Annotated in this window: 16 protein-coding genes, 1 pseudogene and 1 riboswitch; of the genes and pseudogenes, 4 read left to right on the forward strand and 13 right to left on the reverse strand. The window is 44.2% G+C overall.

The features are described from left to right. Window positions 1-6 precede the first annotated feature (6 nt). Window positions 7-375 (reverse strand): VOC family protein, encoded by a 369-nt coding sequence (locus CHH58_RS14480; protein WP_095233512.1) that lies wholly within the window; start codon window positions 373-375, stop codon window positions 7-9. 109 nt (window positions 376-484) lie between these two features. Here CHH58_RS14480 and CHH58_RS14485 point away from each other — a divergent pair, with 109 nt between their 5' ends. Continuing rightward, window positions 485-973, forward strand: a complete 489-nt coding sequence (locus CHH58_RS14485) for a glutathione peroxidase (RefSeq protein ID WP_095228827.1) — start codon at window positions 485-487, stop codon at window positions 971-973. A gap of 62 nt (window positions 974-1,035) precedes the next feature. On the opposite strand, the gene CHH58_RS14490 is transcribed toward CHH58_RS14485, so the two are convergent. Continuing rightward, the gene (locus CHH58_RS14490; protein WP_141235023.1) at window positions 1,036-1,242 is read right to left on the reverse strand and encodes a hypothetical protein; all 207 of its coding nucleotides are present in this window, start codon (window positions 1,240-1,242) and stop codon (window positions 1,036-1,038) included. Window positions 1,243-1,411: 169 nt separating this feature from the next. On the opposite strand from CHH58_RS14490, the gene CHH58_RS14495 reads away from it, so the two are divergent. After that, window positions 1,412-2,182 (forward strand): SDR family NAD(P)-dependent oxidoreductase, encoded by a 771-nt coding sequence (locus CHH58_RS14495; protein ID WP_095233511.1) that lies wholly within the window; start codon window positions 1,412-1,414, stop codon window positions 2,180-2,182. 30 nt (window positions 2,183-2,212) lie between these two features. On the opposite strand, the gene CHH58_RS14500 is transcribed toward CHH58_RS14495, so the two are convergent. The 7 genes and pseudogenes from CHH58_RS14500 to ribE form a co-directional block, all read right to left on the reverse strand. Then, window positions 2,213-2,839, reverse strand: coding sequence for a hypothetical protein (locus CHH58_RS14500; RefSeq protein WP_095262723.1), 627 nt, complete (start codon window positions 2,837-2,839; stop codon window positions 2,213-2,215). Then, window positions 2,836-3,285: a permease prefix domain 1-containing protein gene (locus CHH58_RS14505; RefSeq protein ID WP_095262724.1), complete on the reverse strand. Its 450-nt coding sequence runs from the start codon at window positions 3,283-3,285 to the stop codon at window positions 2,836-2,838. Before CHH58_RS14505 ends, CHH58_RS14500 begins: the two co-directional genes overlap by 4 nt. After that, window positions 3,285-3,581, reverse strand: a complete 297-nt coding sequence (locus CHH58_RS14510) for a PadR family transcriptional regulator (RefSeq protein ID WP_255220315.1) — start codon at window positions 3,579-3,581, stop codon at window positions 3,285-3,287. Before CHH58_RS14510 ends, CHH58_RS14505 begins: the two co-directional genes overlap by 1 nt. 140 nt (window positions 3,582-3,721) lie before the next feature. After that, complete coding sequence (locus CHH58_RS14515; protein WP_095262725.1) at window positions 3,722-4,297, reverse strand: DNA topology modulation protein FlaR; 576 nt, start codon at window positions 4,295-4,297, stop codon at window positions 3,722-3,724. Between the two features lie 76 nt (window positions 4,298-4,373). Beyond that, window positions 4,374-4,838 (reverse strand): 6,7-dimethyl-8-ribityllumazine synthase, encoded by a 465-nt coding sequence (gene ribH / locus CHH58_RS14520; protein ID WP_095228817.1) that lies wholly within the window; start codon window positions 4,836-4,838, stop codon window positions 4,374-4,376. An 87-nt stretch (window positions 4,839-4,925) separates the two neighbouring features. Beyond that, window positions 4,926-5,543: pseudogene (gene ribB / locus CHH58_RS14525) on the reverse strand (3,4-dihydroxy-2-butanone-4-phosphate synthase); the annotation flags it as partial. Between the two features lie 11 nt (window positions 5,544-5,554). Beyond that, window positions 5,555-6,202: a riboflavin synthase gene (gene ribE / locus CHH58_RS14530; RefSeq protein WP_095228814.1), complete on the reverse strand. Its 648-nt coding sequence runs from the start codon at window positions 6,200-6,202 to the stop codon at window positions 5,555-5,557. 332 nt (window positions 6,203-6,534) lie between these two features. Then, a riboswitch (FMN riboswitch) is annotated at window positions 6,535-6,675 on the reverse strand. Between the two features lie 155 nt (window positions 6,676-6,830). Between ribE and CHH58_RS14535 the strand changes: the two genes are divergently transcribed. Both CHH58_RS14535 and CHH58_RS14540 read left to right on the forward strand, forming a co-directional pair. After that, window positions 6,831-7,451, forward strand: coding sequence for an ArsR/SmtB family transcription factor (locus tag CHH58_RS14535; RefSeq protein WP_095220083.1), 621 nt, complete (start codon window positions 6,831-6,833; stop codon window positions 7,449-7,451). A gap of 2 nt (window positions 7,452-7,453) precedes the next feature. Beyond that, window positions 7,454-8,722 carry an MFS transporter gene (locus CHH58_RS14540; protein ID WP_095262726.1) on the forward strand — a complete coding sequence of 423 codons (1,269 nt, stop codon included), beginning with the start codon at window positions 7,454-7,456 and terminating at the stop codon, window positions 8,720-8,722. Here CHH58_RS14540 and CHH58_RS14545 read toward each other — a convergent pair whose 3' ends face one another. From CHH58_RS14545 to CHH58_RS14560, 4 genes are all read right to left on the reverse strand, one after another. After that, on the reverse strand, window positions 8,723-9,295 hold the full coding sequence (locus CHH58_RS14545) for a VanZ family protein (protein ID WP_095228810.1): 573 nt from the start codon (window positions 9,293-9,295) through the stop codon (window positions 8,723-8,725). It abuts the gene before it with no gap. Between the two features lie 148 nt (window positions 9,296-9,443). Beyond that, on the reverse strand, window positions 9,444-10,394 hold the full coding sequence (gene argF, locus CHH58_RS14550) for an ornithine carbamoyltransferase (RefSeq protein WP_095233505.1): 951 nt from the start codon (window positions 10,392-10,394) through the stop codon (window positions 9,444-9,446). After that, window positions 10,391-13,594, reverse strand: a complete 3,204-nt coding sequence (carB, locus tag CHH58_RS14555; RefSeq protein WP_095262727.1) for a carbamoyl-phosphate synthase (glutamine-hydrolyzing) large subunit — start codon at window positions 13,592-13,594, stop codon at window positions 10,391-10,393. The genes argF and carB overlap by 4 nt, the downstream gene beginning before the upstream one ends. Further along, window positions 13,587-14,672 (reverse strand): carbamoyl phosphate synthase small subunit, encoded by a 1,086-nt coding sequence (locus CHH58_RS14560; RefSeq protein ID WP_095233503.1) that lies wholly within the window; start codon window positions 14,670-14,672, stop codon window positions 13,587-13,589. The genes carB and CHH58_RS14560 overlap by 8 nt, the downstream gene beginning before the upstream one ends. Between the last annotated feature and the right edge of the window lie 8 nt (window positions 14,673-14,680).

Raw genomic sequence — 14,680 nt, forward strand, 5'->3', positions numbered from 1 at the left:
CTTCTTTTAATGCCATTCCAAAAATTCCAATCTGTTGCCGAAAGGGTCGTTTACATAAATTCGATCAGCACCCGGCAAGTCAGCATCATCACTGAATTCCACATCATGTTTATCCAAATAGCGCCTGAGAGACAGCAGCCCTTCTACTTCAAAAGCAGGATGGGCTTTTCGTGCTGGTGAAAAAGGTTCCTCTACACCCATATGAACGATAATATCGTTACAGCTGAACCAAACACCGCCTCTTGCTTGTAAGTTAGCTGGTTTCTCAATTTCTTCAAAACCGAAAATACCCACGAAAAACTCCCTCGCTTGCTCTTCGCTGCCTTTTGGACAAGCAAGCTGCACATGATCAAATCGCTTTAGAAAAAACTCCATAGGAACAACCCCCTTTTTCTACATTTTACCATTAAAGGACTGATTGTTATCTCTTCTTCACTGTTTGTGCTACATTGGAAATGCAGACAAGAGGAGGAGAACGACATACATGACAGTATACGATTATTCGGCTGTTACTATAGACGGGAAAGAAGTTAGTTTAAAGGATTACGCTGGAAAAGTAATCGTCATCGTAAATACAGCAAGCAAATGCGGTTTCGCACCTCAACTGGAGCAGCTGCAGGAGCTGTATAAAGATTATCAGGACAACGGTTTAGTGATACTCGGTTTCCCATGTAACCAATTTATGAACCAGGAACCTGGCAGCAGTGAAGAAATTGCCGCTGTATGTCAGCGCAATTACGGCGTCAGTTTTCCGATGTTCGATAAAGTAAAGGTGAATGGACCTGATGCCCACCCACTTTATAAACATTTGACCAGCCAGGCTGGCGGACTATTCTCTAAGAATATCAAATGGAACTTCACAAAGTTTCTCGTAGATGCGGATGGAAATGTCGTCGAGCGATTTGCTCCAAAGACTAGTCCAATGGATATGAAACCTGCAATCGAAAAACTGCTCGAACAGTCCAGCAGATGATGTCTACATGACGCATCTGCTTTTCTTTTACATAAAAAAACCCGCATCTACTTGATGCAGGTTCATTCTTCCGGATCCGAATTGGAAGCTTGCTTTGTCCGATGTTTATGTCGATCATCTTGTAGATCTCGCTCTACTTCATCCACAGGTACATCGTCTACCAGCATATCTTGTTTATTTTCAAGCTGCTTTTCCCGATTCTCACTTTCAGCCTTGGAAAAGCCATGTTTGTCTTTGTCGCCTTTTGCACCGTTTTTCTGTACCATCATTTTCCCTCCTTCTTCCTTTGTAAGCCCTTTCCCTTTCTTCTGTAAAGAAAAACCTTGCAACCAGTTGGTAACCAAACAGCGCAAAGGGTATACTAAAAGCAGATAGCGTTTCTTCCGCCCGGCAACAGGGTACATATTTATAAAGATTGTCAAAATGAGGTGAAGCACAATGAAACCAACTGCTCTAATTACAGGAGCTTCCAGCGGAATTGGCTACCATATAGCAAAATGGTTCGCCAAAGCGGGCTATGATTTAATTATCGTAGCCCGTTCCAAGGATAAACTCCTATCCCTGCAAACAGAACTGCAAGATTCGAATGTGACTGTCATTCCTCATGATTTGTCCGTACCTAACAGTGCATATGAACTGTATCAAAAGATTCGAGATGAAGGAAAGACCGTTGAAGTGCTTGTGAATAATGCTGGCTTCGGACTTAGCGGCAAATTCGAGGATACGAGCTTTGAGACCCAGCAAAAGCTGCTGCATCTAAATATGGTTTCATTGGCAAACCTGACTCGTCTGTTCATCGATGATATCATTCACTCCCCATTCAAGAATGTACCGAATGGGATATTGAATATTTCCAGCATGGCCGCCTTCCTGCCTGGTCCATATATGGCGGCATATCACGCATCCAAAGCATTCGTACAGCGATATTCGGAAGCACTTTCGGAGGAATTGACAGACAGCGGCGTAACAGTTACGGCGCTCTGCCCTGGTCCTACGCAGACCGAGTTCTTTAAACGTGCCGGCAACGACAAAATTATGTCATCGTTCCGTGACGCACCCGAGGATGTTGCAAAACAAGGATTTCTAGGATTCGTAAAAGGAAAACGGGTCGTCTTCCCATCTGCGAACATTCACGCAGCCGTTCTACTCATGAAACTAATTCCAAGCAGTCTACTAGGCAAGATAACCAAAAGTATGTATTCAAAATAAGTAAAAGACACCCTTCAGGGTGTCTTTTTTTCAGTTACTAATATGGCGGCGATAGCTGTAAAAATAAGCTGCTAACGGCCACCAGGCTGCGGCGAACATTGGGTAGATCGCCCAGATTACCGATGGAGAATAGGCTATATTCACAAACAGGAAGAACACACTGAGTGCACCGAATCCTAATACACTGAAGAATAAATTGGAGCTGCGATGACCGATGATAGACAGCGGCCACCAGCTCAACGCGAAGATAACGAAGCCGTACCAAGGTGTTTCATGACCAAAATACTGATGCAGACCGAAATAATACACACAAACAGCCAAGCTGATAACCAGAGCTACTCCCATATTCGCCAGATGTCTTCGAAGCATAACAGCAATCGCCCATAACCCCAAGGCACCTAACGTGTACAAATACCACGGTGTCGAAGGTGAATCAGACATATTTTCATTTACTAGTACTGCTCCCACAACGATTGCCGACAACCATGTCACTATTGTTAATTGATTCGGGAAAAGAACTTGCAAAGCAATAATAACGCTGGCACCTAAACTATACGTATACCAAATCTCCTCTGGTGTGGTCATCAAGTTAATATAAACAGAGAAACCACCCAGACTCAGCAACATAAATGCAACGAACAATCTCCATGGCTTCATCGCTGCATCACCTTTCTTTTCCTAGCTTTCATCCAGACGAAAGCCATACTCACCGGCCACCAAAGGATAGCGAATGTTGGAAAGACGAACCAAATTTCATGTGGTGTATAGTACATGTTTACAAAAACGAGCAGAGCAATAATCAATCCACTGCCACAAATAGAAAACCCCAGATTCAAGGTGCTCATATCTTCTTTTTGCTTCTTCTTTTTTTCTGTTGTTTTTTGCGGTGCATGCTGGAGCTGGAATTCTCTCTTGATTTCCGCCAAATTCCCGAAGTCAACAATTGCCTTATTCACTGCATCCTCTTCTAATTTCCCATCCAGCATGAAATCTGCAGCCTTCTCTTCCATCGAATCCTTTATTTCTTCCTTCAAGTTCACTACCTGCTCTGTCTCCGGCAGATCTGCGAATTGCTCTTCCACATACATATTGATCTTCTGCATTAAACACCCTCCATAAATACATCGATTAATTGTTTTGCTTCTTTCCATTCTTTCGCCGCTTCATGAAAATAAGCTTTCCCAAGCGTCGTTATCGTGTAATATTTACGCTTACCCCCATGCGATTTTTCTCCCTGATAGGATTCAATCAATTCTCGTCGCTCCAGTCGCTGGAAAACCGCATAAAGTGTTGCTTCCTTAATTTGAAATGCATCGTTGGTCCAAGCTGCTATGTCCTTCGATATCTGGTAACCATATTTATCTTCGTCCATCAGCAGACGAAGGATAATGGAATCCAAATGCCCTCGAATCGTATCACTCCGAATGTGGCATCCCTTCTTTCTTAATTACTCTATCTGATAAAGTAATCATAAAACATATTACTCTGTGTGTCAAAGTAATTTATGTATCTTTTTTCCAAAAATAAAAAAACAGGCTGTTAACCTGCTTCCGAATTCCTTTTTAGAAAGGTCAAATATTCAATTACATCCAATTTATTCTCCACAATAATCATCTTATGACCGTATGCAGAAAACCTATCAAAGATAAACGGCTTAGCTGTATGCTCAAAGTAACGATTCCATTTGAACATACGCAGAAAGATGCGAAGTGAAGGTGTGTAATTAGCTATCTCTATTTTTAATTTCTGGAACATGAAGCGTTTGATGATTCGGATATTTCTTATCTTGTATGCCGGATCCAGCAAAATAATCAAATCTGCATTCACAAGGCTGTCTTCTATCCAATCATCTGTATGGGTACCTTCGATAATCCAAGTATCAGAAACGATGATATCTTTCAAGATCTCTCGCTTCTCCCTGTCAGAACGGCGGGTGTCTCCTGCAGGGGATCGTTTCCATACAACGTTATCCAGCTCGAAATGTGTCGCACCTATTAGTTTGGACATTTCTTTAGCCAGTGTCGTCTTTCCGCTGCCTACAGAACCAATGATATGTATTTTTCGGGGTGATCTAAATTCATTCGTAGCCCCTGTGGATTTATAATGTATTATCATATAAGCACCCCCACCACAAATATACATTACTTTCTAAATACAAAAAAGAAGCAGAGGTCCCCCTCTGCTTCCTCGCTTAGATCTGTTTTAGTAAATTGGCCATCTCAATTGCAGAAACAGCTGCTTCAGCGCCTTTGTTGCCTGCTTTCGTACCTGCACGCTCAATTGCTTGTTCGATTGTATTGGTTGTCAACACACCGAAGATAATCGGGATTCCGGCCTTACTGGCAGCACTCGCTACTCCTTTTGCCACTTCATTGCTGACATAATCGAAATGCGGTGTAGAGCCTTTGATAACAGTGCCTAATGTGATGACAGCATCGTATTTTTTGCTCTGGGCAAGTTTTTCAGCAACAAGCGGTATTTCAAATGCTCCAGGTACCCATGCTACATCCACTTTCGCTTCATCGACACCATGACGCTTTAGCGTATCAATTGCACCACTCAACAGCTTGCTTGTTATAAACTCATTAAATCTTCCTACAACGACCCCAATTTTCAAATCTGATCCTACTACATTTCCTTCAATTACGTTAACCATGTGATTACTCCTTTATATATCGGACAATTTGTCCTCTTTTTTTATTAGGTGATGCTTACTTCGCTAGCTTGCAATTTTCGCTTTCTATTTCTCTACCTTAACCTCATTCAACTGCCGATACGCGATTAAATCAGCGATTGTGATGATCGGGAGCTGGTGCATTTCTGCTAGTTTCTCAAGCTCTGGCATGCGCGCCATTGTACCGTCTTCATTCATGATTTCGCATATATAGCCAGCTTCTGCTGTTCCAGCTAATCTAGCCAAATCAACCGCTGCTTCTGTATGTCCAGGTCGCTCAAGTACACCATTTTGCTTGGCGATTAGCGGAAAAATATGTCCCGGACGCTGGAAGTCAGATGGTTTACTTGCACTGTCTGCCAGCTTAGAAATCGTATGGGACCGTTCGAATGCACTGATGCCAGTGGTAGAATCAATATGATCAATACTGACAGTGAACGCTGTCCCGTGCGGATCTGTATTTGTAGCTACCATCGGGGGCAAATCCAATCTTTCGGCAATTTCCCGGGAAATAGGCGCACAGATCAGACCTTTTCCGACAGAAGCCATGAAATTAACTGTCTCGGGGCTCGCATATGCTGCTAGAGCTAGCAAATCTCCTTCGTTCTCTCTTGTTTCATCGTCTGTAACGATAATGACTTTGCCGCTTTTCAAGTATTCTATTGCACTGTCTATTGTCGCTTTCATTCATTTTCCTCCTAATCCAGGAATCCGTGCTGTGCTAATGTCTCTGTTGTAATGCCTGAAGGCTGAGGGCTTTTTCGATGCTCAAGCAGCCGTTCCATGTATTTGGCAAGCTGATCAAATTCGAGATTCACCATATCGCCAGCTTTCTTATCACCTAAGATCGTCGCTTTCCTCGTTTCTGGAATTAACGAAATGGTAAACATATCTTCTCTGACTTCGAACACTGTTAATGACACACCATCAACAGAAATGGAGCCTTTGGACATCAAATATTGCAGCCCTTTTGTTACAGCAATGTCAATGTAACGAGCATTTGACTCATCTCGAATCGATAGGATAGCCCCTGTAGTATCTACATGACCACTTACAAAATGACCGCCTAGCCTTCCATTAGGCTGCAGAGCAGGTTCCAGGTTCACTGCATCGGAACTTTGCAAATGAGACAAAGAACTATAATGATATGTCTCCGGCATAACATCTACTTGAAAAGCATGCGGGGTGAAACTAGTAACTGTAAGACAAACACCATTAACAGCGATACTGTCGCCTATGTGCATATCCTTAGTCAATTTTTCGCTGGCAATTGTGAGCTGCATGGCTTTATCCTGTTTTTTTACATCAATCATGCTGCCTACTTCCTGAATGATTCCAGTAAACACTTTTCTCCTCCTTTTCTTCTGAGCGCTTCTCAAGGAAACAAGAAATGTCATGCTTAGTATCATGCATTACGAATGGGAATATTACCGTCTCGGGGCTATGTGACGGTTATCGGGGATGTAACATTCAAAAACTCTTTTACCAAAATTCTTGAAAAAGAATAACTCGAATAAGGTGCAAGCTGGCTGTTGCTGCCATTTTGCTCCTTTTTAGCACTAACTTTTATATAAAAAGCCCCAGAATATTGGATTCTGGGGCTTTAGCTTTAAAAGTATAGCGAAACAAACTATCGTCAAATAACGAAATAGCTGCTGGTGGCATGTGGATAGCACGCCGTTTCTCTTTCCCATCCAGACTGTACTGTCGGCTTTGGAATCTCACCAAATCCACCGTTATAAAAACGGGTCACGGACTGAAGACAGCTAAGCTGTCTATCACCGCCGGTCGGGAATTTCACCCTGCCCCAAGAGAAAACCTATTCGATTGGTACCACCTTAACATATTTTTTATGTACTTGTACAGCAGGAAAAAAGTCTGAAAATTCGATTGACAATATGTGGAACTGATTATAAACTTAAACCGTAAAATAAAGTTGACCGTTCAATAAATGTTTACTGAGGAGGACATGAAGTGAAACAAGCAATGGCATTGACGACCTTTGAACAGCTGAAAGCAATTAGTGATCCACTGCGTGCAGAGATGATCATGAAGTTAGTCGAAACATCTTATACCGGCCAGCAGCTTGCTGTTTTACTGGAAACAAGCAGGCCAAAGATCCACTATCACTTGAAAGAGCTGGAGAAAAACGGGTTGATCGAAGTAATTCGGACTGAAGAAAAAAATGGTATTGTACAGAAATTCTATCGAGCTGCGGCCAGAGGCTTTTTCCCATCAGAAGATTTGCTGCCTTACGCGGAAGAACTCAGTGAATCGACAAGACAGCTATATGTACAAATGGCAAATAAGACAAAATCAGCGATCCTAACTGCACCAGAATCATCCTTTGCAAAAGCGGCCGGTTCCACTGATCCGAAAGATTGGGATAAAGTCGGCAGCATATGGGAAATCAGCGCCACCGAGGCAGACTTCCAGGAATTTATTCAGGGTTTATTCGGTTTGATGGAGAAACTGCGGGAAAGAAGTGAGGCAGCTGAAGATGATCCTAATGGTAGGCTGTATCATTTTTCTGCCTACGGTTTCGAAATTGACACACCGTCATTTGATCACGTAGAGATGGATGAGGAGGACTGAAAATGTTCGCTATACTTAAACAGCGCAATTATGGCTTGCTTTTCTCGGGGCGAATTGTAACAAATATCGGTGATAGCATATACTTCATTGCCGCAATGTGGCTTGTTTATGACTTGAGCGGCAGTGCGTTTTATTCCGGTTTGGCCGGCTTTTTGACGCAAATTCCAAATGTATTGCAATTTCTGATTGGCCCGCTAGTTGACCGCTGGCCGATTCGCGCCACATTATTATGGACGCAGGCACTACAAGCTGTGCTTATTCTGATAATTCCCCTAGCGGCTTGGCTGGACTTTCTTTCTGTCACACTGGTGCTTGTTATTATGCCGATTTTGACTAGTATTGACGCTTTTGCCTACCCAACAGAAACAAAAGCATTGCCGCTCGTTCTAAAAAAAGAAGAACTGCCTGCTGGAAATGCACTGTTCTCCTTCGCTTACCAAGGTGTCGATTTGATCTTTAATGCGATTGCAGGGGTAATGATTGCCATCTTCGGCGCAACCCTTTTGTTCATCATCGACTCACTCACCTTTTGCATCGCTTTCCTTTTGTTCAGCTTCCTTAGAATTCCACACCAAAAAGTAGAGACCGACACATCCGGCACTGCTCGTACAGCAATAAACTCCTATTTCACTGAATTGAAAGAAGGCCTTAAAATTCTATTCACAACCATATTGTCAGCTGCACTAATGGGTGCAGTATTATGTAATTTGGCAATAGGCGCAGCAATGGCAGTCATGCCTGCTTTCGCAGATGAACGTCAAGGACCTGCTGTATATGGTTTGTATTTAGCAGCAATGTCTTGCGGTGCTTTATTAGGTGCACTATTAGCAACTTCCTTCAGCAAGCTACCCATTGGTAAAGCAACAATTTTCACCATGTTATTGGCTTCTACAATCTGGGCAGCAGCTGCCTTCGTACCATGGACTTGGCTGAGCGTATTCCTTTTCGGGCTTGCCTGGATACCTGTCGGCTGCATCAATGTTACCTTCGCGGTAATGTTACAGACCTTGCTTCCTGTTTCCTTGATCGGCAGAGTGACAAGTGCAAGTGCTAGCTTCAGCACAATTGCCATGCCACTCGGATCACTAGCTGGCGGTTATGCAGCTACTCTTATTCCTGTGTCGTGGGTATTTTGTGCTGCAGGCATCGGCCTTGCCTTACTTTCTATAACGTGGCTTCTCTATCCGAAATTGCGCAAACTGGGACCGCTCAACTCTCTTTCGCCGGAACTGCTTGGATTTAAAGAATCCTCCCAGCAGGAAACAAGCTGATCACAGCTTGTCCCTTTTCAATAATGGTCGCAGGGCAATCCAATAAAATGCATAGCCAAGCATAGCTCCTAATACATTCAGGATAATGTCATCAATATCGACAGAGCGGTAATTATAACCGACAAAATAATTGAGCAGCCCTTGTGTCGACTCAATTGCTGTACTGAATACAAGACCGCAGAGAACCACAATAAAGAATGACCTGGTCCGGCGAACGAGCAAAGGCAAATAAAAGCCAAGTGGCACGAATAAAAGAATGTTACCGCCCAGATTTTTAAGGGCAAGTCCATATCCGAAGCCATCGATTTGTGTTGTATGCCAAATTTGCATTATGGAAGTGAGCGGTGATGTATTCCAGCGGTAGCTTGTTTCCAGCTGCTGATTTTCTTCGATAAGGTTCTGATCCACAGGCAATGGGAAAAATGTAAGACAGATGACAGCGATCACATAGATAGCGAAGGATGCCATCAATAAATGTTGTTTCTTGGTAATACCAACCGTCTGGTGAAACGGAATAATAGACAATAAATAGACAAACGCCAAGAATATAGCTGGCGCTACGTAAGTTAACATAGTAATTATTCTCTCCTGTATCCTAGAAGTCCCTTACGTAGAGTAAGTGGACATATACTCTTTAGTCTACATGATTTTCCGAGCCTTGTGAACGCATAGATAAAGAAAAGAAACCACCTTTTTACAGGTGGTTTCTTTTCTTTATCCTTTATTTCCCCATAACAGCAAGCATTAATGCTTTTTGAGCATGCAGGCGGTTTTCAGCCTCCTGGAATACTGCCGATTGCGGACCATCAATGACAGCTGCTGCCACTTCTTCACCCCGATGTGCCGGCAGACAGTGCAGGAAGATAGCATCTGACGCAGCAGAATCCATAAGCGTTTCATTCACTTGGAATCCTTGGAAAGCTGTCAGCCTAGCCTGTGTCTCTTCCTCCTGTCCCATACTCGTCCAGACATCTGTATAAAGTACATCTGCACCTGAGGCAGCTTCTTCCGGACTCTCTGTAATAAGAAGAAAATCTGGATCATCACTGATTTCTCTCGCTATTTCAACAATTTCAGGGAGCGGCTGATATCCAGCAGGAGATGCAATTCGAATTTGCATTCCTGTTTTCGCTGCTGCAATCATTAAACTATTAGCAACATTGTTAGCATCACCGATATAAGCTAGCTTCACGCCATCCAATGTTCCTTTGTACTCCAAAATCGTCTGCAAATCCGCGAGAGCCTGACATGGATGGAACAAATCGGTTAAGCCATTGATCACCGGAATAGTAGCATGCGCCGCCAGTTCTTCCACCATCTTATGGGAATTGGCACGAATCATGATAGCATCCAGATAACCAGATAGAACCTTCGCCGTGTCGGCAACCGGTTCGCCGCGACCAAGCTGCAAATCTTTGGAGTTCAAGTAAAGCCCCATACCACCAAGCTGATATATACCTGTTTCAAAAGAAACACGCGTCCGTGTGGATGACTTTTCAAAAATCATTCCTAAGGTTTTCCCCGCCAACGGCTGAATCAGCTCACCTTTTTTATTCTGTTTTTTCAGTTCGGCAGCCAGATCCAGCACATAGAGAATTTCTTCCTTCGTCAAATCCTGCAGTGATAACAGGCTTTTGCCTGCTATGGATTGCTGTTCTATCGTCTGTTTCATTGCACATGCTCCTTTTCCGTTTGCTCCAAGTAATCCGACATCGATAGACTGTCAGAGAATTTTTCCTGACTAGCCAGCCAGTAGCTTTGCATCGTCGACAAACTTGTCATACACGGTGTTTCTGTCTTCCATGCAGATTCGCGAATACCTTGGAACCCTTTTCTCGTACTGCATACAGCAGTCATCTTTTGATCTTCAATCAAAAGGATTGCTTCTTCATAGGAAACGACCTCAAATGAACCACTATCCGGAAGAAGTGCTGCAGTCTGCTCTGTCAGTACAACATGCGCTTGCAGCTGTTCAAGTAATTCCTCCAGTCCGTCCAAATCGGAGGATTCAACATCTAAAAGGATTATGGCATCTTCTGTCAAAGACCGGAGTGTCTTTTCCTTCCAGCCAAATGCCTTATTCAATGCCTCAGTAACCGTCTTTCCTAATCCAATTGCCTCTCCCGTCGATTGCATATCCGGTCCAAGAAGCGGATCGACACCTGCCAATTTAGTGGTGGAAAAGACAGGCAGCTTGACTGCATAAAACGGTATTTCTTTTTGCAGTCCGAGTGAATAACCAGAATCCTGCAAAGCTTCTCCCATCTGTATTCTGGTAGCTAAGTCTACCAATGGGATTCCCGTCACTTTACTGGAAATAGGAACGGTACGGGACGCGCGCGGGTTAACCTCCAGGACATATAAAATATTACGATCTTCACTAAAGACAAACTGAATGTTCATGATGCCTTTCACGTTAAGAGAATCTGAGATTCGACTTGCATAGCTGACGATCATATCTTTCTCTAATTCACTCAAACTAGGAGCAGGGAAAATTGCTGTACTGTCACCGCTGTGGATTCCAGCCGGTTCAATATGTTCATAGATGCCTGGGATAAGGATGTCTGCACCATCACAAACAACATCCACCTCTACCTCCATGCCAGGCACATATTTATCAAGAAGCAGCGGAAACAGGCGTGATGTGTGAATCTGCTGCTGAAGCTCTTTTAAATAAGATTCCAGCTTATCCTCAGAATGTAAGATGACCATCCCTTGACCACCGATCACATAAGATGGACGGATTAGAATCGGATAACCAATTCGGCGAGCCTCGTCGTGCAATGATGCTGTATCCATCACTGTCGTACCCGGAATATGCGGGATGTTCAGCGTATGAAGCAAATCATAGAAAGCCTCTCTATTCTCCACACGATCTATGGAAGATGTACTAGTTCCGGCGATTGTTACGCCAGCTTCCTCCAGATCCGCCGCTAAATTGATCGCTGTCTGCCCTCCGAACTGGACGAGCACCTCGTCGGCCTGTTCTTTTTCGATAATGTGCAGCACATCTTCTTTCGTGAGAGGCTCGAAATACAGATGATCAGCTGTATTGAAATCCGTACTTACAGTTTCGGGATTATTGTTAATAACAACAGATTGAATACCTTGTTCTCGCAAAGATAAAGCCGATTGTACAGAGCAGAAATCGAATTCCACACCTTGCCCTATCCGAATAGGACCAGAACCGAGCACCACTACTTTCTTATTTGCTGCAGATAACGGTTCGACCTCATCTTCTTCCTGCCAGCTGGAATAGAAATATGGAGTTTGCGCAGAGAATTCAGCTGCACATGTATCAACCATCTTGTAGGAAGGCTTGATTTCCTGCTCCTTAATTAATCCTTCCACTGCTGCTAAAGGCTGATTGAGGACTCTGGCCAGGGCAACATTGCTGAAACCAAGTGTCTTTGCTTTTCGGAGAAGTACCTCATTCGGCTGCCAGCCGCCTTCTTCTAACTCTTGCTCAACATCGATAATCCGCTTCATCTCATGTAGGAAGAATGTTGTAATCTCTGTCCAGTCATGCAATGTCTCGATTGATACTCCCCGGCGCAGTGCTTCAGCAACCAGAAACAGTCTGCGATCATCTGCATCTATAAGTCCTTGCTGTAACTCCGTATCCGTTAACGCTTCAGCTGACGGCAAACGGAATTCCTCCAAGCCGATTTCCAGGGAACGTATCGCTTTATGCAGACCGGCTGGCAGGTTACGGGAAAGTGCCATAACTTCGCCTGTTGCTTTCATTTGTGTTCCAAGCAGACGATCAGCCTGCGTGAACTTATCAAATGGCCAGCGGGGTATTTTCACCGCTACATAGTCGATGGCAGGCTCGAAGCTTGCAAATGTATCTCCTGTAATCGGGTTCGGTACCTCATGCAGATGGTAGCCAAGTGCTAGCTTTGCAGCAATACGAGCAATCGGATAGCCTGTTGCCTTGGAAGCTAAAGCACTGGAACGGCTTACCCGAGGGTTCACCTCGATGATGACGTACTCATCACTATGCGGATTTAGCGCAAACTGGATATTACAGCCTCCAACGACACCTAGCTCACGGATGACTTTACATGATACAGTCCGAAGCATTTGATACTGCCTGTCTGTCAGTGTTTGGGAAGGCGCGACAACGATACTGTCTCCTGTATGTATTCCGACAGGGTCGATATTTTCCATATTGCAGACGATGATGCATGTATCATTAGCATCCCGCATAACTTCGTACTCAATTTCCTTCCAGCCTTTCACACTCTGCTCGATAAGCACCTGATTTATCGGGCTTGCCTGAGTTCCGCTCTTTACATATCGCAGCAGTTCCGGCAGATTGTTTGCGATTCCTCCTCCAGCTCCGCCTAATGTATAGGCAGGACGGATGATGATTGGAAATCCTGTACTCTCTGAAAAAGCTTTTGCTTCCTCAATTGAAGTAATCGGAAGACTTTCCGGGACAGGCTCATTGATATCCTCCATCATCTGCTTGAATAGCTCCCGATCTTCTCCGCGTTGGATTGCATCAAGCGGTGTACCTAGCAATGTAACGTTGTATTCCTCCAATACACCTGCCTGATCCAGGCTTACCGCCAGGTTAAGGCCGGTCTGGCCGCCTAAAGTAGGCAGCAGGCCATCCGGTCTTTCTTTTTCGATTATATTGGTCAAGGATTCACAGGTGAGTGGCTCCAAGTACACCTGATCGGCAAATGCCTGATCCGTCATGATTGTCGCAGGGTTATTATTGACGAGGATGACCTCTACGCCTTCCTCTTTCAAGGCAAGGCATGCTTGTGTGCCTGCATAATCAAATTCTGCTGCCTGCCCGATTACAATCGGGCCAGAACCGATAACAAGGACTTTCTTGATGTGAGCTTGCTTAGGCATATGCTGTCACTCCTCTATTACGTACCGAATTCAAAAATTGTTCGAACACATCATACGTATCGCTTGGGCCGGGATGTGCCTCTGGATGGAATTGAACGCTCATGATCGGTTTAGAGCAATGCTGCAGCCCTTCTACCGATCCATCATTCACATTACTGTAAAGGATATTCCACCGGGACTGAGAAATAGAAGCTTCGTCTACGACATATCCATGGTTCTGGGAAGTGATCGATACCTTTCCGCTAGGCAAATGCTGGACTGGATGATTGCTCCCTCTATGTCCATAAGGCAGCCGCATTGTATTACCGCCGAATGCAAGCGCCAGAAGCTGATGCCCAAGACAAATTCCTAAAGTTGGGTAATATTCTGCAATCCGTTTGATTTCGCCAGTTAAATAGTGCAGAGATTTCGGATCTCCAGGACCATTCGACAGCAGTACACCATCCACTTTTTCTTTCTTTAGCTCATCAAGTGTCGTATCAAAAGGAAAGACTGTGACGTCGCATTTATTTTCTAGCAGCATATCCCGAATCGAATGCTTATAGCCGTAATCAATGATAGCCACATGAGCTGCCGACTGACCTTCTGCCGAGTGGAACTGCGCCTTTTTCACCGATACACTTTCTACAATCTTTTCGGATACTTTCGCCTTTTCCGGAACAGCTCCTGGTGTTTTGGTCATCTTTCCATAAACGTCCCCATGCTTACGGATGATTTTCGTCAGTTTCCGTGTATCCACCTGCGCCAGAATCGGAAAGTTATGCTCATTGGCAATATCCTGCAATGTCTGGGTTGCTTGGTAATGAGCCGGTGTTTCACATGGAGTTGAAATGACAAGCCCATGAATAGACGGCGTATGACTTTCCTTATCATGCGTATTGAAACCATAGTTTCCGATCAATGGGTACGTCATCGTAACTATCTGGCCGGCGTAGGAAGGATCAGTCATAACTTCCTGATAGCCTGTCATTGCTGTATTGAAAACCATTTCCCCATCTGATTCTGTTGTTTTCCCCAGCCAGACACCTTCCAAAATATCTCCTGTACTGAGCATCAAATAACCTTTTGTCTCTTCCATTCATGCTG

The organism is Terribacillus saccharophilus (assembly GCF_002272745.1).
GTDB classification, from domain to species: domain Bacteria; phylum Bacillota; class Bacilli; order Bacillales; family Amphibacillaceae; genus Terribacillus; species Terribacillus saccharophilus_B.